The following is a 17081-nucleotide window of genomic DNA, read 5'->3' on the forward strand; positions in this document are numbered from 1 at the left end:
GTTGTTTAGTTTTGGTGTGCGCCCTAAATATACGGCTTTGCAAATTCACAAGCCAAGGGTATTTTGTGGCGTAACCCTATGGTTGGTCTTCAGAGCATGGGTTTTAGCACTTTCCACACGTTTTCAGCGACCAGTTTTTGCCCTTTTTCGGTGGGATGTATGCCATCGGCCTGATTCAGTTCGGGAATACCGGCTACACCTTCCAATAAAAAGGGAATAATTGCTATTTGTTCTTCTGATGCCAAGTTTGGGAAAATATTCTCAAATTCTGCGGTATACTCCGGACCCATATTAGGTGGAATCTTCATACCGGCCAAAATAATCTTGGCATTGGGCAGCTCTTTCTGTACTTGGTCGACCATCGCTTGAAGATTGGAGGCCGTTTCGGTCAATGGAATCCCTCTCAACCCGTCATTGGCTCCCAATTCGATGATAACGATATCAATGTCCTCTTCCAACACCCAATCCAATCGATTTTTGCCGCTAGCGGTGGTCTCGCCACTTAGCCCAGCGTTGATTACGGAGTAATTCAGCCCCAAAGAATCAATTTTTTGTTGGATGACCGACGGAAAAGCCTCACCCATTTCTAGGCCGTAGCCAGCGGTTAAACTATCGCCAAAAAAGAGTATTTTTTTATCGGAATCGGCTGTTTCGGCAACTACCGTTTCTTCTGCTGGAACCGATTCCTGTTTTTCTTTTTTGGAACTCTTCTCACCACAGCCAGAAACTAGTAAAATCAAAAAATAACAAAACATTAACGGACTGCGGAAGCTTGGGGTTTTCTTGGTCATGGGCAATTTTAGTATTTTGAGAGTTTTAACCAAAAACATGGTATGTCAAAGATATTAAAAGTTCAAAACCTCTCTAAAACATATAAAAGTGGAGATCATGACTTAAATGTACTCAATAATGTTTCTTTTGAGGTGGATAAGGGCCAAAGTTTTGCCATAGTAGGTCCTTCAGGTAGTGGAAAAACCACATTGTTGGGCCTTTGTGCCGGACTGGACACTACAGATCAGGGCGAGGTTTGGCTCTGTGGTTCCAATTTGTTCGATTTGGATGAAGACGGGAGGGCGTTGTTGAGAAACCAAAATGTGGGATTTGTTTTTCAGGACTTTCAATTGCTACCGACCCTCACCGCTCTTGAGAACGTTGTTGTTCCTTTGGAACTGCGCGGGGCAAAAAAAGCCAAGGAACAGGGAAAGGAACTATTGGCCAAAGTGGGGCTTCAGGAGAGGGAAGCGCATTATCCGTCACAATTATCCGGAGGGGAGCAGCAAAGGGTCGCCCTGGCACGTGCTTTCGCCAACCGCCCATTGATTTTGTTTGCTGATGAGCCTACTGGAAATCTTGATGACGACACAGGGACTCGGATAGAGGACCTGCTTTTCGAGCTTAACAAGGAGCAGGGTACAGCACTCGTAATCGTGACCCATGACTTGGAGTTGGCCAAAAAAACGGATAAAAGCATTCGCCTTAGATCGGGCAAAATCGAGGAAACCGTAGGGTAGTATGGGAAAGAACAACGCTGGATTTTCTTGGTTGCTCAAAATGGCCTGGCGCGATGGTCGGGCGAGCTATGGTAAACTTTTGTTATTTGTTTTCTCCATTACCTTGGGCGTGGCCGCTGTGGTAAGTGTACATTCATTCAGCCGGGTATTGCGGGAGAACATTGCCCTACAATCGAAATCCCTTTTGGGGGCGGATTTTGTTATTGAAAGTGATAAGCCCGTCAATGATAAGGTGATGGGAATCATGGATTCCCTTGGAGGTGCCGATGCAAAGGAAATCAACTTCCTTTCCATGGCTGCTTTCCCCGCAAGCAATGGCACCAAACTCATGGAAGTTAGGGGCGTGGAAGGAGGTTTCCCTTTTTACGGGGATTTGGAGACCGAGCCATCTTCGGCTAGCAAGACTTTTAAAAACGGTGGTGCACTGGTGGATGCCACTACCATGCTACAACTCCAGCTAAAAGAAGGGGATAGTATCAAATTGGGGGCTGTGACCCTGCCGATTTCCGGTGCATTGGAGAATGTACCCGGCAGCACTTCGGTTTTCGGCGCCATTGCTCCGCCGGTCCTCATTCCTTATCGATATATCGAAATGACCGGGTTGGTGCAGACTGGAAGCCGAATCGAGTACAAGTATTATTTTGAGGCTGATGAAGGTCAGGATATGGCCTTGTTGAGCAAGAAGGTGGAACCTGTCTTGGATTTGGAAGAAGCAGATTTGGATACGCATCTATCCGAAGCGAGAAGATTGGGCAGGCGGTATGAAAATTTCGCAAAATTCCTAAATCTTGTAGGGTTTATTGCGCTTTTGTTGGGCTGTGTGGGCATCGCCAGCGGAATGGGTATCTATGTTCGCATGAAAATAAGGTCCATTGCTGTGCTTAAATGTTTGGGAGCTTCCAAACGACAGAGTTATTTGATATTTTTTGTCCAGATAGTCTGCATGGGTATCATTGGTGGTTTGTTGGGAACTATACTGGGGTATCTCCTTCAGCAGCTTTTTCCTGTGCTGTTGGGTGACCTCTTGCCTGTGGATGTGGATATCACTTTCTCGATGCAAAGCATATTGCTGGGTCTTTTACTTGGGGTGGCCATGTCCGTGTTGTTTGCCCTTTACCCCCTTATGAAAACGCTCTATGTGTCACCATTGCAAGCGCTTAGGGTGGTACAGGAACCAAGGTCCAATTCCAAAAGGGCCACTGCTGCCGTTGGCATGGCCATTTTACTCTTTATCTGTGGTTTTTCCTATTGGTTGCTAGGCGATTTGGTGAGGTCTTTACTCTTTGTGGCCGGTCTGCTGGTCGTATTTTTGATTTTGACCGCTGTGGCCCGTTTTTTTATGGCCTTGTTAAAACGATTTTTCCCCTATTCATGGAGTTTTATCGCCCGTCAAAGCCTAAAGAATCTATTTCGCCCACAAAATCAAACCTTGGTATTGGTTCTATCGATTGGGATAGGTACATTTTTGATCAGCACCCTGTATTTTACAAAGGATATGTTGTTGGAGAAAGCGGCCATTGAAGACAGTGCCAATAGTGCCAATATGATTCTAATGGACATTCAAAAGCAACAAGTGGAAGCCATTGCACAAACGGTGGAATCCGCAGGAATGCCGGTAATTGACAAGATTCCTATTGTTACAATGCGGGTGGAGACCTTGAACGGCCGACATGTGGAGGACATTCGAAAAGATTCCACCTCACAAGTGGGCAGGTGGATATTGAACCATGAATTCAGGGTGACCTATCGTGATAGTCTTATCGGCTCGGAAAGGATTATGGCAGGGGAATGGGTAAAACAAGCGGAATCCAATGCCGAAATCCCGATTTCCGTAAGCAGTGACTTTGCCAACATGGCAAAAGTAAACATTGGAGACCCGGTCGCTTTTAATGTACAGGGTCGGATTATGGAGACCACGGTGCAGAGCATACGCGAAGTGGATTGGAGTAGACTGCAGCCCAATTTTTCCGTTGTTTTTCCATCGGGAGTGCTCGAGAATGCCCCTCAATTTGGGGTCATGACCCTGCGAACATCGGATGATGAAAGTTCGGCAAGCCTCCAACAGCAATTGGTACGCGATTTTCCCAATGTTTCCATTTTAGACCTTAAACGGATTCTCGCCCTGCTGGAAGACATCTTGGGAAAGATTGGATGGATTATCAATTTTATGGCCTTCTTCAGTATTTTTGTCGGGGTTGCTGTATTGATGGGAGCTATTTATAGCAGTAAGCATCAAAGGGTAAAACAAGGAGCGTTGCTAAGGACTTTGGGCGCAAAAAGTGCGCAAATTCTCAAAATGATCGCTATCGAGTATACCATTTTAGGCTTTTTGGGTGCCTTTATGGGGGTGGTATTGGCTGTTTTGGCCAGTTCACTACTGGCATGGCTACTTTTTGAAACCGCTTTTGCACCTTCTGCGGTGCCGTTTTTCATAATTCTACCTGCGATAACACTCCTGGTTTTTACCCTGGGTGTGACCAATAGTATTGGGATTGTGAGAAATTCCCCATTGGCTGTACTGAAAAAGGAGAAAGAATAAAAAAGACTGTCCAAAAATCAGTTTGTCTGTCAGTTCGAGCGCAGTGTATAACTTAAAGCATGTTGATAATCAAGGGGTTTAGACTGCGCTCAACCTGACTAGGTTCAAATAGTACTGTTTTTTAGACAACCTTTTCCAATTTTCTTATTCTGAAAGTACGGTCCTGAAACCCAAATGTTCCATTCCCGAATCGGGGCTGGTGTTCATCCGTGCGGAAATGCGATAACTGGCACAGTAGGAAGCACTGCATAGAAACGACCCCCCTTTGATGACGCGTTCCCTTGCCCTTGGGTTCCCGGGATTGAAAGCCCTCTTCGCACCCTTTGGATTTTGGGCAACCTTGCCGCTCAAGGCCAATTGTTGATAGTAATTGGTGTTGTACCAGTCGCTGGTCCATTCCCACACATTGCCTGCCATATCGTAAAGGCCATAGCCATTTTTGGGATAGCTCATCACGGGAGCGCTACGCTCATATCCATCTTCCATGGTATTTTCTACGGGGAATTCCCCTTCCCATGAGTTGGCATGGGCGCTTAATTGTTCCATGTCATCCCCCCAGAAAAATAAACTTCCCATCTGGTTGCCACGAGCCGCAAATTCCCATTCTGCTTCGGTGGGAAGTCTACGGCCCGCCCATTCACAATACGCTTGGGCATCCTCAAACGCAATATGCACCACGGGATGATCTTCCTTCCCTTCAATGCTGCTTCCAGGTCCGTGGGGATGTTTCCAATTGGCACCGATTCTCCATTCCCACCATTGGGAGTAGTCATACAGGTTGGGAACGCTGCTTTTTGCTTTTTTGAATACCAACGAGCCAGGTTGAAGAATGGAGTCATGGGGTTTTTCTGTACCTGCAGGCAATTGCTTTTTCAATGCTTCCCAATCCACCGCTCTTTCGGCTACGGTAACGTAACCGGTTTCCTTCACAAATTTGGCAAACTGCGCATTGGTTACTTCGTGCTTGTCCATGAAAAAGCCATCTACGTGTACTTTGTGGGCTGGTTTTTCATGGAACATGGCCATATGGTCGTTGGGGACCGCTCCCTGCAGAAATTCACCCCCTGGAATCCATACCATTCCTTCCGGGGCTTTTTCTGATTGCAGGGCGTTATGGGACTCAACTCCATTTTCTGATGCTTCGGGCTTGTTGGTCTTGGATTTACAACTGAAAAGTACAATCAGGAATAGAAAATAGACTATCGGTTTCAAAGCAAGGATTTTTATGAGGCCACAAAATTAAAAAAAAGAACAGCATCAATATTCCTGAATGTTTATGATTATCCCAACTGGGTCGATCAGTGGACTGTGACGGGATTTGTAAACCATTTGATACAGAACTGCCATTGGCAACTTTCATTTCAAATAATCCCTCCCGCTTTTTATTGGGACAAAAGTTGTTGTTCGAGGGGTGGCTTCTGTTGTTGACATATTTTTTTTTCAAAACTTATTGAAATTCATTTACTTATAAAAGTACTTGGTTGCTTATAACTGCAGTACGTTAACAAACGCTATGAAAAAGACTAGGATTTTGGGGAAATTTCCAAGGAAAGGTTATGTGCGAACTTTTTTCGTCCTATCACTCCTATCCTTTCTGGGTCTTATCGCCACTCATTGTTCCCCAAGGTACTCCAATCTTGCCTCTCCTTTGGACGAATTTGAGGAATTCAGTGTAACGGGAAAGGATACCCTAATCAACGAAAAATGGTGGGAAACCTTTCAGGACGAGCAATTGAATGCGCTTATCGATAGTGCAATGCAGTCCAATTTGAACTTGGCAGCTACGTGGCAACAGTTTGTGGCATCAAGGGCGGTCATACGCACACAAGCTTCCAATAAATGGCCTGCGATTGAAGCTTCGGCACAAACAGCCCGAACATTACCCGAACCTGACTTCGTGGGTGGTGAGAATACGCAATTGGGTTTCTTGTCCAGTTACGAATTGGATGTGTGGGGAAGAATCGGAACAGCGGTCAACGCGGAAAAATTTAGATCGGAGGCCAGCTTTTTTGATTATCAGGCCATAGCCTTGTCCCTTTCCGCCGAAATAGCGACCACTTGGTACCAATTGCTCGCCGCCAAGAAACAACTTCAAATTACCAAAGACCAGATCAAGACCAATGAGGCTATAATCAAATTGATTCGTTCACGTTTTGTGGGCGGACAGATTAGGGCTGTGGATATTTTAAGACAGGCCCAGCTCTTGGAAAGCACCAAGGAACAACAGATTATTTTTGAAACGAACGTCGCCCTTTTGGAGAATCAACTGGCAGTGCTGTTGGGCAAGCAGCCACAAGGTGTATTGCCTATGGAGGCAGCCAACTTACCCGAAATTCGGGAACTTCCAGACACCGGCCTACCATTGGATTTGGTGCGTCGCAGGCCCGATTTGCGACAATCCTTCGCACTGCTGTTGGCCGCCGATAGGGATATGGCGTCAGCGGTGCAAAGCAAATATCCAAGGATTTCATTAAGTGGGCGGGGACAGTTTCGTTCCAATAATTTTGAAAACCTCTTCGACAATTGGGCCTATTCCTTAACTGGAAACATTTTGGCACCCCTTTTTTACGGCGGACGGCTAAAGGCCGAAGCAGATAGGGCCACAGCCATTAAACAACAACGATTGTATGACTACGGGCAAGCTACACTAGTGGCTTTTAGGGAGGTGGAAGATGCCTTGGTACAGGATGTGAAACAAACCGAACGATTGGAAAATATCGCACGCCAATTGGAACTGGCCGAAAAAAGTAACAAACAGCTACGGGTCGAGTTCTTGAACGGTTTCAGTCCCTATTTGGATGTGCTTTTGGGACTGGACCAAGAACAACAATTGCGAAGGGATTATGTTTCGGCCCGATTGCAGCACGTACAAACCAGAATAGCGCTCCACCGCGCCCTGGCTGGGGGATTTGAAACGGGAAGGACCTTGGATGACGGAAACAGTAAACTAAACGAATTCTATGAGCAGTAAAAAACTGATTTTGATATGTTTGGCCATTTTGGTCGGGGGAATCTTGATTACCGTACTCATTTTTTCCACCGAGCCTGAAGCACAAAGTGAAGGAGCCAGCATTGAAACTGCCATCTTGGTCGATGTCGTGGAGGCGGAAAAAGGCACCTATGCCCCGACCATAGTGGCCACGGGTACGGTTCAGCCTGTGGAAGATGTCACCCTAAGCCCCTTGGTATCCGGCCAGATTATCCGCAGAGACCCGGCATTCACACCGGGCGGATTTGTAAAAAAAGGAGAAGTCCTACTACAAATAGACCCATCGGATTACCGAAATACTTTGGAACTCAGGAAAAGTGAACTATTGCAATCGGAAACCACCTTGGCCACCGAAATGGGGAGGCAGCAAATCGCTGAAGAAGACCTACAGCTCATTACAAGGGACTCGCTATTTGGGAGTAATCCACTCTCGGAGGATGAAACCCAGTTGGTACTGCGCAAACCGCAATTAAATGCCGTAAAGGCTACTATCGAAGCTGCGAAAGCTTCGGTAAACCAAGCCCAATTGAATTTGGAAAGAACCACGATTCGCGCACCTTTTGATGCCCATATCCTAAGTCAAAATGTGACCATAGGTTCGCAAGTGGCCCAGGGCGATGCTTTGGGAAGGATCGTAGGGACCGATAGTTACTGGGTTACGGCAACTGTACCCATTTCCAGACTGCAATGGCTTCGGTTTCCGGAATCCACCAATGATAAAGGCTCAATGGTTCATATCGAAAATCCTACCGCTTGGCCAAAGGATGCGCATAGGGAGGGGTATTTGGATAGGCAAATAGGTGCTTTGGATGCACAAACACGACTAGCTAGGGTTCTGGTCAGGGTAGACGACCCGTTGGCAACGTCTGAAGAACTTGAAGGTGCCCCAAAATTAATGATAGGAACCTTTGTGGAAGTGAACATTCAGGCAGATTCCATTCCCAATGTGGTGAGGCTCGACAGGGATTTGGTCCGAAGCAATCAAACAGCTTGGGTGATGAAGGACGGTCTATTGGAAATACGCGAGTTGGATATCATACTAACCGATAATCGCTACGCTTTCGTGAGGTCAGGATTGGAGCAGGGAGACATGGTGGTAACCACCAATCTCAGCACGGTTTCCAATGGAATCGAACTTAGGACGAGGTCGGAAGAAAGCACTACGGGAAGCAATGATTAAAGAATTGATGTGATGGAAGAAGAAAAGAAAAAGAATCGAAAGGTGCGCAAGGAAGGCGCCATTGGTTATATGGCAAGGAATTCCATTGCCACCAATCTCTTGATGTTGATACTCCTTGGTGGCGGTATTTTCACCATGTACACTATTCAAAAGGAGGTGTTTCCCGAATTTCAACTGGACTTTGTGGATGTATCCGTTGCCTACCCTGGTGCTTCTCCCGCAGAAGTGGAGCAAGGGGTGCTCCAACCGGTGGAAGAGGCGGTACGAAGCGTTCAGGGTATCAAGGAAATTGTTTCGGAGGCGAGTGAAGGCTCAGGGCAAATCAGTATTGAATTGGTTGCTGGTTCTGAACGCATGAAGGCTTTTCAGGATATTGATCAGGCCATCAACCGGATCCGTACCTTTCCAGATGATATTGAACGTCCAGAGGTTAGTCTGAGGTCTAGACAAAGGGATGTCATCCAAATAGGGCTTTACGGTGATGCGGATATTTGGACACTCCGAGTACTGGCCGAACGTTTACGTACTCTGCTGCTCAATGATCCCTCAATTACCCAGGTGGAACTCAATAATGTGCCCGATTATGAGACCCGGATAGAAATTACACGTAACAACCTCCAAAAATACAATCTCACCCTTGGCCAAGTGGCCGACATTATCCGTCAAAGTAGCAACGATGTTCCTGCCGGGGCCGTCCAGACCCAAAGCGGGGAAATTCTCCTGAGGATGAAGGAACGCAAACAATGGGCGGACGAATACGGAAATATCACTATAGTTTCGGCGCCCTCTGGAGCTAAGGTTAGTTTAAAGGACATTGCAACCATTACCGATGGATTCGAAGAAACCGGCTTTCATGGTCAATTTAACCAACAGAATTACGTAGAACTCCAAATTTTTAGGATTGGCGATCAATCCCCTCTGGAAATCGAGGATGCCGTTCTGGGCATTTTGGAAGATTATCAATTGCCACCGGGCATAAAGTACCGTACGGATAGCAACCGCGCCTCCGATTATCGGGAGCGATTATCCTTGCTCACCGAAAATGGGGTGCTGGCCATTATCATTGTTTTGCTGATTTTGACCCTTTTCTTGGAATACCGATTGGCTTTTTGGGTGATGATGGGCATGACAGTTTCCTTTATAGGTGGAATGATATTCCTTCCCATGCTTGGAATAAGTGTCAATATGATATCCATGTTCGGCTTTTTGGTGGTTTTGGGAATTGTGGTGGATGATGCCATTGTAGTGGGGGAGAACGTTTATGAGTATCGTAAAAAAGGCTTAAGCCCAATGAAAGCGGCCATTGCAGGCACCAAAGACGTTTCCAAACCGGTAATTTTCAGTATTACAACAACCATTATAGCTTTTGTTCCCCTATTATTCATGCCCGGAGAAACCGGGAAGTTTTGGCAACCACTACCTGTGGTCGTGATTGTAATTTTGGCCGTTTCATTACTGGAGGCACTCTTTATTTTACCTTCACACTTGGCCCACCTAAAAGAAGACACCAGTAAGAACAAATGGGTTCAAAAATTGGAAAAATGGCAAGGCTCGTTCGCTAACAGCTTCAACCAATTTATTGACAAACGTTATCGCCCTTTATTGGACAAATGCTTAAAGCATCGCTACATTACCCTATGTAGTGCCATAGCTTTGTTATTGATTGTGGGAGGATATGGTTATAGTGGACACATGGGGATGATTTTAATGCCCGAGGTGGCTGCCGACGAAATTGAGGCAGGAGTCCGATTGCCCGTGGGCACAACTCCCGATCAAGCGTCAAAAGTAGCCCACGATATTTCCAATGCCACCCAGCGCATGTTCGAAGAGCACAATTTGTATGAAGTTGCCGAAGGCATCAAGACCAACGTTCGCGGACAAAATTTTATCGATGTGGAAATTGTGATGTTGCCCCCAGACCAAAGGGATATCACCGCAGGGGAGGTAATCGCACTTTGGCGTGACAATATTGGGGACATTGAAGGGGTGGACCAGATTACGTTTGAAGCGGAAAGAGGTCCGGGAGGGGCAAGACAAGCCATCAGTGTCGACCTCAGTCATTCGGATATCAATGTTCTGGAAAAGGCAAGTGAAGCCTTCGTGGAACGAATGGATGCTTTTGCCAACACCCGCGATGTTACTGATAATTACAACAAAGGAAAGCTCCAATACGATTTTAAGCTTTTACCCCAAGGACGTAACCTTGGCCTTACCTCAAACGAGGTCGGAAGACAGGTTAGGGATGGCTTTTTTGGAGCCTTGGCCATGAGGCAACTTCGCGGAATGGACGAAATCGAAGTCCGTGTGAAACTGCCCATGGAAGAACGCAAGGATATCCGAAATTTGGAAAACTTTTTGGTGCGGACGCAGGATGGCGTGGAAGTTCCCTTAATGGACGTGGTTGAGGTAGAGCAACGGGAAGCCTTCACCAGTATCAATCGTAGGGATGGCCGTAGGGTGGTGAATGTGGGAATGGATACCGAGCCCGCGAATGCCGTGGGACGTGTAATCGCCAAGGTACAGGAAGAAACATTGCCCCAGCTCAGGGCCGATTTCCCGGGAATTACCTGGACCTTTGAAGGGAGCCAAGCCGACATGCGGGAAAGTACAAGTACGCTAAAGGCCGGTTTTGCCATTGCCATGTTGTTGATTTATGCCTTGTTGGCCATTGCCTTTGGTAGCTATGTGCAACCCTTGATCGTGATGACAGCCATTCCCTTTGGGATTGTAGGAGCCGTTATCGGACATATTTTGTTGGGGTACGACCTTTCCTTGGTGAGTTTGATGGGAGTTATCGCCTTGTCCGGGGTTGTAGTAAACGACTCGTTGATTATGATCGATTACGCCAACAAGCGTCGTAAGGAAGGCGACCCGATTTATAAATCGATACATGAAGCGGGATTACGAAGGTTCCGCCCCATCATCTTGACCACTATGACCACCTTTGGGGGATTGGCACCGATTATTTTGGAAACTTCTAGCCAAGCGTTTTACCTCATTCCCATGGCCATTTCCTTAGGATTCGGGATTGTTTTTGCCACGGCCATCATCTTGGTCATTGTGCCATGTCTCTATTTGGTTTTGGAAGATGCCCGTTTGGCCATCCAAAAAGGAAAGACCGTTGAAAAAGTGGATGTTTCGGAAACGGCTGTATCCTGATTTTTCATTTTCAAAAAATCTCCGATCTGAAATAAAAAGGTTGCGTATTTTAGTGGTATGCCGACCAAGCAGTTTCATATCACCAAATCAACTGGGGAAAAGGTAGATTTTTCCATGGAGAAGTTGAAAAACTCATTGCAGTTCAGCGGCGCATCCAATGATATGGTGGAAGAAATTGTACAAAAAGTACAGGATGAACTCTATCACGGCATTACCACAAAGGAAATCTACAACCGTGCTTTTTCCCTATTGAAGAAAAAAGAGTCGGTTTACGCTTCCAAATACAAATTAAAAAAGGCCATTTATGAACTTGGGCCCACGGGTTTTCCTTTTGAAAAATTCATTAGCGGGATTCTACATTATTCCGGTTTTGAAACGAAGGTCGGGGAAATCGTTCAGGGTACCTGTGTGTCCCACGAAATCGATGTTCTGGCCACAAAAAATAACATCCTAAATGTAATCGAGTGCAAATTCCACAGTGATGACGGGCTCAAATGCAATGTGAAGGTTCCGCTCTATATCAACTCCAGATATAATGATGTAAAGACGCCCTTGGAAAGTAAAAGGGATAAGACATTTACCACAACCAAAGGTTGGGTGGTCACCAACACGCGGTTCAGCCAGGATGCTTTTGAGTATGGAAAGTGTGCTGGACTGTATCTGTTGAGCTGGGACTATCCTCACGGTGACGGTCTTAAGGAACGGATTGATAGGCTTCGGCTATATCCGATTACCGTTTCCACGTTACTTTCCAATCGAGAGAAACACTTTTTGTTGGAACGGGATGTTGTCCTTTGTCGTGAATTGGTCAAAAATGGATTCTTACTGGATCACTTAGGTGTTTCCAACGGACGAAAGCAACGGATTCTGAAAGAAATGAAATCCTTGTGTAATCTCTAGCCAATAGATGAAAACAGTACAAGTACATTTTTTGGGCGCATCGGGAACCGTTACCGGTTCCAAATTTTATCTGTACTCAGAGGATATCAAGGTTTTGGTGGATTGTGGTCTGTTTCAAGGCGTAAAGGAACTGCGCCAGCAAAACTGGAAGCCCTTGCCCGTAGACCCCTCCGAAATGGATTATGTATTGTTAACTCACGGACATTTGGACCATTGCGGCTATTTGCCCCTTTTGGTCCGTCAAGGTTTTAAGGGAAAGATACTGGGAACAGCACCTACTTTGGAAATTGCACGGATCATATTGGAGGACAGTGCCAAAATTCAAGAGGAGGAAGCCAAAAAGGCAAATGAAGAAGCCTACAGCAAGCACGACCCTGCGCTTCCCTTGTATACCAAAACGGATGTTGGCCTCACCCTTAAACTTTTTGAACAGGTGGACGAAGGGGAACCCATCGACCTGTCAGATCAATGTTCCGTTAGGTTTTTGTACAATGGACATATCATTGGCTCTTGCTATTTGGAATTAAGCCTATACGGAAAGTTGTTCGTGTTCTCTGGAGATGTAGGACGACAAGAGGACCCATTGCTCAACCCGCCCAAAAAACCCGAATGGGCGGATTACTTGTTCGTGGAAAGCACTTATGGGGATAGACTGCACCCCGAAGAGGATGTGGAGGGCATACTAACGGATTTGATAGAGCAGACGCTTTATCAAAAAGGAACCCTCATCATACCTTCCTTTGCCGTGGAACGACTGCAATCCCTCATGTACCAATTGTGGACATTGTACCAGAAAAACCGGATTCCCAACATTCCCATTTTTGTGGACAGTCCCATGGGAAACAATGTGTTGGAGGTGTTCAGACAATTTCCGGAGTGGCATAAACTTTCGTCTTCGGAGTACCGAAATATGTATCGTCATATAAATGTGGTGAGCTCTTACGCGGAAACCTGGGAAACCATTGATGATCCAAGGCCCAAAATAGTGATTGCGGGCAGCGGTATGGTCACTGGGGGTCGGGTGCTCACCTACATCAAACAATTGGCCGATAAGGAGTCCACCACTATTTTACTGGTTGGTTTCCAAGCAGAGGAAACACGGGGGAGAAAGCTATTGGAAGGAGCAACCGAATTAAAAATCTACGGAAACTACATTCCAATCAAAGCCAAGGTCCACCATTTGGAAAGCTTGTCGGCCCATGCGGACCAATCGGAACTGTTGGCGTGGATGGGTAGCATAAAAAACGTTCCAGAAAAGGTGTTTTTGGTCCATGGCGAAGCTTCGGCCATGACCATTTATAAGGATAGGATTCACCAAGCATACGGCTGGGACTGTCATATTCCGAAACTCCACGAAATGGTTGAGATTATGCTTTAAAAGAAGCGTTACAGCTTCATACCATAGCTGAGGTCACCTGCATCCCCAAGACCGGGGACAATGTATCCCTTGCTGGTCAATCCCTCATCCACCGCAGCGATCCAAAGGTGGGTATCCTCAGGGAAAACGTCCTGTACTTTGGCCAAGCCATCTTTGGACCCAATGACCGATATGATATGGATTTGTTTTGGCGTTCCATGGCTCTTTAAGGCATCGAGTACATTTTCCAAGGTCTTTCCCGTGGCCAACATGGGGTCGGTAAGTACCAATATTTTTCCATCCAAGGAAGGTGCAGCAAAATATTTTACAATCACTTCAAAGGCATCATCATTGTTCGGATGATGTCGATATGCGGAGATAAATGCGTTTTCGGCCCCATCAAAATAACTCAAAATGCCATGGTGCAAGGGCAGCCCGGCGCGAAGCACGGAACAGAGCACCAATTGGTCCGAACACAAGAAAGACGATTTGGTGTCTAGGGGAGTGGTCACCTCTTTTTGTGAATAATCTAGGCTCTTACTCAGTTCATAGGCCAAAATCTCACCAATGCGTTCAATATTGCGTCGAAACCGCATAGGGTCTTTTTGTATTGTAACGTCCCTGATTTCGGCGATGAAGGTATTGAGAATGGAATGGGCTTGGTCGAATTGGTGAACGATCATAGTATGGCAATTGAATCCACCTAAAGGTAAACCTTGTCCGTTACATATGAAAATGCGAGGGGAATGGATAGAGAACAGTGGGTTAACTGATAAAGATCATTGGCGAAAAAGTGAAATTTTGGCGAAATTTGATAGGAGGACTTAGAGCATCAAAAAGCTTGAATCTAATAGCGTACTATGGACTTTATTGATTATTACAAGGTTTTGGGGGTAGATAAAAAGGCATCTACCGAAGAGATTAAAAAGGCATACCGCAAACTGGCCCGAAAGTACCATCCGGACTTGAACCCTAATGATGTAGAGGCCGAAAAGAACTTTAAAAGGGTGAACGAAGCCAATGAGGTACTATCAGACCCGGATAAGCGGAAAAAATATGATGAATACGGTAAGGACTGGCAGCATGCGGAGGAGTTTGAAAAAGCAAAACGTGCGAGGTCGCAGCAGGCGAACCAAGGGGATTATGGGGGATATACCTATAGTTCTGGCGGTTCGGCACAGGATTTTTCCGATTTTTTTGAATCCATGTTCGGGGGCAGGTCGGCCGGTTTTGGTGGCAGGGGACAACGCGTCCGATTTAGGGGACAAGACTACAATGCAGAGCTGAAATTGTCCCTTATGGATGTGTATACGACGCAAAAGCAGACCCTTACCGTAAATGGCAAGAATATCCGCTTGACCATTCCAGCGGGAATCGAGGATGGCCAGACCATCAAAATAGCAGGTCATGGAGGCCCAGGAGTAGAGGGCGGTCCTGCAGGTGACCTCTACATTACCTTTTCCATTGTCAACAACACCGATTTTAGGAGAGACGGAGCCAACCTTTACAAGACAGTGGAACTTCCTTTGACAAAAGCTGTTTTGGGCGGTGAAATCCAAGTGGAGACCTTAACGGGCAAGGTAAAATTGAAAGTAGCGCCCGGAACAGACAATGGTACCCAAGTCAAACTGAAAGGAAAGGGTTTTCCCAAGTATAAAAAGGAGGGGCAATTCGGTGACCTGTATTTGACCTACCAAGTAAAAGTCCCTAAAAATTTGACCGCAGAGCAAAAGGAGCTTTTTGAGGCATTGGAGAAAACCAATCTAAAATAAAAAAGACATGAAAAAAGAAAACTACATATCCATAGAGACCTTTTGTGAGCTTCACGGGGTAGGGGAATCTTTTGTGTACTCCATGTACGAGTATGAGATTTTACAAGTAAAAGATAAACCCGACAAAAGAATGCTTCATGTGGAAGAGCTTCCTGTATTGGAAAAAATGGTGCGTTTGCACAACGAGCTCGATATCAATCCCGAAGGGATACAGGCCATACATCATCTTTTGGGACAAGTGGAAAGTCTGCAAGAAGAAGTCGCTGCCCTGAAACGTAAATTGGATGCATTAAAATGATGGGGATGTCCGTATGACCATCGTCATAGGAATATGAAAATTAGCAGATTACCTTTAAGGGAAGACAAAAAATGAAATATAATCCACATAACTATTGCATAAGTTATTGTGTTTCCAAAAGGTGATGCGATGAAAAAAATATTGGTACCCGTCGATTTTTCAGATTTTTCCAAATACGCCCTTGAGGTTGCTTCCAAATTGGCGAAGCAGCATGGGAGTGGCATTGTTTTGCTTCATATGATCGGTATGTCCGATTCCGTATTGGCGAATTCCGAACTTGCGGAAGAGGCGGAGGCTAAATATTTTTTGAAACTGGCCAAGGATAAGATCAAGGAGTTGACCGGACAGAAATACCTTAAAGGTATCGCTGTGAATGCCATTATCCAAAACTATAAGGATTTTGAGGAGGTGAATAAGGTGGCCCAGGAACAAGATTGTGATTTGATCGTTATGGGCTCACATGGCGCTAGTGGTATTCGGGAACTTTTTGTGGGTTCCAATACCGAAAAAGTGGTACGCTCTTCCGACCTACCTGTTATGGTCATCAAGTCAAAACCGGAAGCGTTCCATTTGCAACGCATTGTGATGGCCTGTGACCTTGATTTGGAGAACATTTCCGTTTACAAGAAGGCGAAACAATTTGCCGAAAGCAACGGAGCTTCTTTGGAAATGGTCTATGTGCACAGCGCTGGCGCCAATTTTATGGGTCGTGACGATGTGACGCAACGCTTGGAGGCCTTTAAGCAGGAATTGGGAAAGGACGTTAACATTAACTTTTACGACCATAATTCGGTGGAGAAGGGCATACTTCAATATTGTTTTGAAAAAAATGCCGATCTATTGGTCATTCCTACCCATGGTCGAAAAGGATTGGCCCGTTTCATCGTCGGTAGTTTGGCCGAAACGGTCTCCAACCATGCAAAAATTCCTGTGATGACCATAAGGATATGATCAATTGTCAAAAAGCAATTGCAATCGTCCCAAAAGAATGAGCTCCGATTTGTTGCTTCCGGCAAAGGCCGAGGCAATGGCCCGTGAAGTGGACATGGCCAAATCCTTGATCTCTTTGGTAAACAGGATTTTATGGTCTGTATAAAAGGCCTCAAATTCCTCGTATATCTCTTCACTGTCCTTGGTGTATTCCAATAGCCAGTCAAACACGGAAACAATCTGGAAGGCGGCATCCGTGCCGTACTCATCCTCAGCGTCATCTACTTCCAACCAATGGTCGCGCACCACCTCATTGAGTTTTTCCATCTCTTTCATGTGAACACTGTGGTCCGCCATGGCAATGGCGTAGAACAATTTTCCTAAATTTTGATACAATTCGTTCTGTAGATTTTTATCAGATTCCAACATTTTCTTAATTTTTAGTC

14 protein-coding genes are annotated in these 17081 nt (G+C 45.8%); 10 read left to right on the forward strand and 4 right to left on the reverse strand.

Annotation, left to right across the window (positions count from 1 at the left end; all coding sequences use genetic code 11):
• Nucleotides 1-89 precede the first annotated feature (89 nt).
• Complete coding sequence (locus ABNE31_RS08765) at nucleotides 90-791, reverse strand: arylesterase (protein ID WP_293287522.1); 702 nt, start codon at nucleotides 789-791, stop codon at nucleotides 90-92.
• 42 nt (nucleotides 792-833) lie between these two features.
• On the opposite strand from ABNE31_RS08765, the gene ABNE31_RS08770 reads away from it, so the two are divergent.
• Together ABNE31_RS08770 and ABNE31_RS08775 are read left to right on the forward strand one after the other, a co-directional pair.
• Nucleotides 834-1511, forward strand: a complete 678-nt coding sequence (locus tag ABNE31_RS08770; protein ID WP_293287524.1) for an ABC transporter ATP-binding protein — start codon at nucleotides 834-836, stop codon at nucleotides 1509-1511.
• 1 nt (nucleotide 1512) lies between these two features.
• Entirely contained in the window at nucleotides 1513-4050 is a 2538-nt protein-coding gene (locus ABNE31_RS08775; protein ID WP_349350932.1) for an FtsX-like permease family protein, read from the forward strand.
• Between the two features lie 144 nt (nucleotides 4051-4194).
• Here the strand turns inward: ABNE31_RS08775 and ABNE31_RS08780 are convergent, their stop codons facing one another.
• Complete coding sequence (locus ABNE31_RS08780; protein WP_349350933.1) at nucleotides 4195-5262, reverse strand: formylglycine-generating enzyme family protein; 1068 nt, start codon at nucleotides 5260-5262, stop codon at nucleotides 4195-4197.
• A 301-nt stretch (nucleotides 5263-5563) separates the two neighbouring features.
• Between ABNE31_RS08780 and ABNE31_RS08785 the strand changes: the two genes are divergently transcribed.
• Genes ABNE31_RS08785 through ABNE31_RS08805 form a run of 5 tightly spaced genes read left to right on the forward strand, consistent with a single transcriptional unit; the run spans nucleotide 5564 to nucleotide 13656 of the window.
• Nucleotides 5564-7021, forward strand: coding sequence for an efflux transporter outer membrane subunit (locus ABNE31_RS08785; RefSeq protein ID WP_349350934.1), 1458 nt, complete (start codon nucleotides 5564-5566; stop codon nucleotides 7019-7021).
• Entirely contained in the window at nucleotides 7011-8219 is a 1209-nt protein-coding gene (locus ABNE31_RS08790; RefSeq protein ID WP_349350935.1) for an efflux RND transporter periplasmic adaptor subunit, read from the forward strand. Before ABNE31_RS08785 ends, ABNE31_RS08790 begins: the two co-directional genes overlap by 11 nt.
• A 12-nt stretch (nucleotides 8220-8231) precedes the next feature.
• A complete protein-coding gene (locus tag ABNE31_RS08795) occupies nucleotides 8232-11378 on the forward strand; it encodes an efflux RND transporter permease subunit (protein ID WP_349350936.1) in 3147 nt (1048 codons plus the stop codon).
• A gap of 57 nt (nucleotides 11379-11435) precedes the next feature.
• The gene (locus ABNE31_RS08800; RefSeq protein ID WP_349350937.1) at nucleotides 11436-12278 is read left to right on the forward strand and encodes an ATP cone domain-containing protein; all 843 of its coding nucleotides are present in this window, start codon (nucleotides 11436-11438) and stop codon (nucleotides 12276-12278) included.
• A 7-nt stretch (nucleotides 12279-12285) separates the two neighbouring features.
• Entirely contained in the window at nucleotides 12286-13656 is a 1371-nt protein-coding gene (locus ABNE31_RS08805) for an MBL fold metallo-hydrolase (protein ID WP_349350938.1), read from the forward strand.
• An 8-nt stretch (nucleotides 13657-13664) separates the two neighbouring features.
• On the opposite strand, the gene upp is transcribed toward ABNE31_RS08805, so the two are convergent.
• Nucleotides 13665-14318 carry a uracil phosphoribosyltransferase gene (gene upp, locus ABNE31_RS08810; RefSeq protein WP_349350939.1) on the reverse strand — a complete coding sequence of 218 codons (654 nt, stop codon included), beginning with the start codon at nucleotides 14316-14318 and terminating at the stop codon, nucleotides 13665-13667.
• Nucleotides 14319-14495: 177 nt separating this feature from the next.
• Here upp and ABNE31_RS08815 point away from each other — a divergent pair, with 177 nt between their 5' ends.
• From ABNE31_RS08815 to ABNE31_RS08825, 3 genes are all read left to right on the forward strand, one after another.
• Nucleotides 14496-15407, forward strand: coding sequence for a J domain-containing protein (locus ABNE31_RS08815; protein WP_349350940.1), 912 nt, complete (start codon nucleotides 14496-14498; stop codon nucleotides 15405-15407).
• Nucleotides 15408-15414: 7 nt separating this feature from the next.
• The gene (locus tag ABNE31_RS08820; protein WP_306014244.1) at nucleotides 15415-15705 is read left to right on the forward strand and encodes a chaperone modulator CbpM; all 291 of its coding nucleotides are present in this window, start codon (nucleotides 15415-15417) and stop codon (nucleotides 15703-15705) included.
• Nucleotides 15706-15834: 129 nt separating this feature from the next.
• Nucleotides 15835-16656, forward strand: coding sequence for a universal stress protein (locus ABNE31_RS08825; RefSeq protein ID WP_349350941.1), 822 nt, complete (start codon nucleotides 15835-15837; stop codon nucleotides 16654-16656).
• Here ABNE31_RS08825 and ABNE31_RS08830 read toward each other — a convergent pair whose 3' ends face one another.
• A complete protein-coding gene (locus ABNE31_RS08830; RefSeq protein ID WP_349350942.1) occupies nucleotides 16657-17064 on the reverse strand; it encodes a hypothetical protein in 408 nt (135 codons plus the stop codon).
• Between the last annotated feature and the right edge of the window lie 17 nt (nucleotides 17065-17081).

The organism is Flagellimonas sp. MMG031 (genome assembly GCF_040112705.1).
GTDB lineage: Bacteria > Bacteroidota > Bacteroidia > Flavobacteriales > Flavobacteriaceae > Flagellimonas.

Excerpts from the sequence above, each read along its gene's own strand:
- ABNE31_RS08765 (WP_293287522.1), bottom strand. The coding sequence starts at position 791 with ATGACCAAGAAAACCCCAAGCTTCCGCAGTCCGTTAATGTTTTGTTAT.
- ABNE31_RS08770 (WP_293287524.1), top strand. The coding sequence starts at position 834 with ATGTCAAAGATATTAAAAGTTCAAAACCTCTCTAAAACATATAAAAGT.
- ABNE31_RS08775 (WP_349350932.1), top strand. The coding sequence starts at position 1,513 with ATGGGAAAGAACAACGCTGGATTTTCTTGGTTGCTCAAAATGGCCTGG.
- ABNE31_RS08785 (WP_349350934.1), top strand. The coding sequence starts at position 5,564 with ATGAAAAAGACTAGGATTTTGGGGAAATTTCCAAGGAAAGGTTATGTG.
- ABNE31_RS08790 (WP_349350935.1), top strand. The coding sequence starts at position 7,011 with ATGAGCAGTAAAAAACTGATTTTGATATGTTTGGCCATTTTGGTCGGG.
- ABNE31_RS08795 (WP_349350936.1), top strand. The coding sequence starts at position 8,232 with ATGGAAGAAGAAAAGAAAAAGAATCGAAAGGTGCGCAAGGAAGGCGCC.
- ABNE31_RS08800 (WP_349350937.1), top strand. The coding sequence starts at position 11,436 with ATGCCGACCAAGCAGTTTCATATCACCAAATCAACTGGGGAAAAGGTA.
- ABNE31_RS08805 (WP_349350938.1), top strand. The coding sequence starts at position 12,286 with ATGAAAACAGTACAAGTACATTTTTTGGGCGCATCGGGAACCGTTACC.
- upp (WP_349350939.1), bottom strand. The coding sequence starts at position 14,318 with ATGATCGTTCACCAATTCGACCAAGCCCATTCCATTCTCAATACCTTC.
- ABNE31_RS08815 (WP_349350940.1), top strand. The coding sequence starts at position 14,496 with ATGGACTTTATTGATTATTACAAGGTTTTGGGGGTAGATAAAAAGGCA.
- ABNE31_RS08820 (WP_306014244.1), top strand. The coding sequence starts at position 15,415 with ATGAAAAAAGAAAACTACATATCCATAGAGACCTTTTGTGAGCTTCAC.
- ABNE31_RS08825 (WP_349350941.1), top strand. The coding sequence starts at position 15,835 with ATGAAAAAAATATTGGTACCCGTCGATTTTTCAGATTTTTCCAAATAC.
- ABNE31_RS08830 (WP_349350942.1), bottom strand. The coding sequence starts at position 17,064 with ATGTTGGAATCTGATAAAAATCTACAGAACGAATTGTATCAAAATTTA.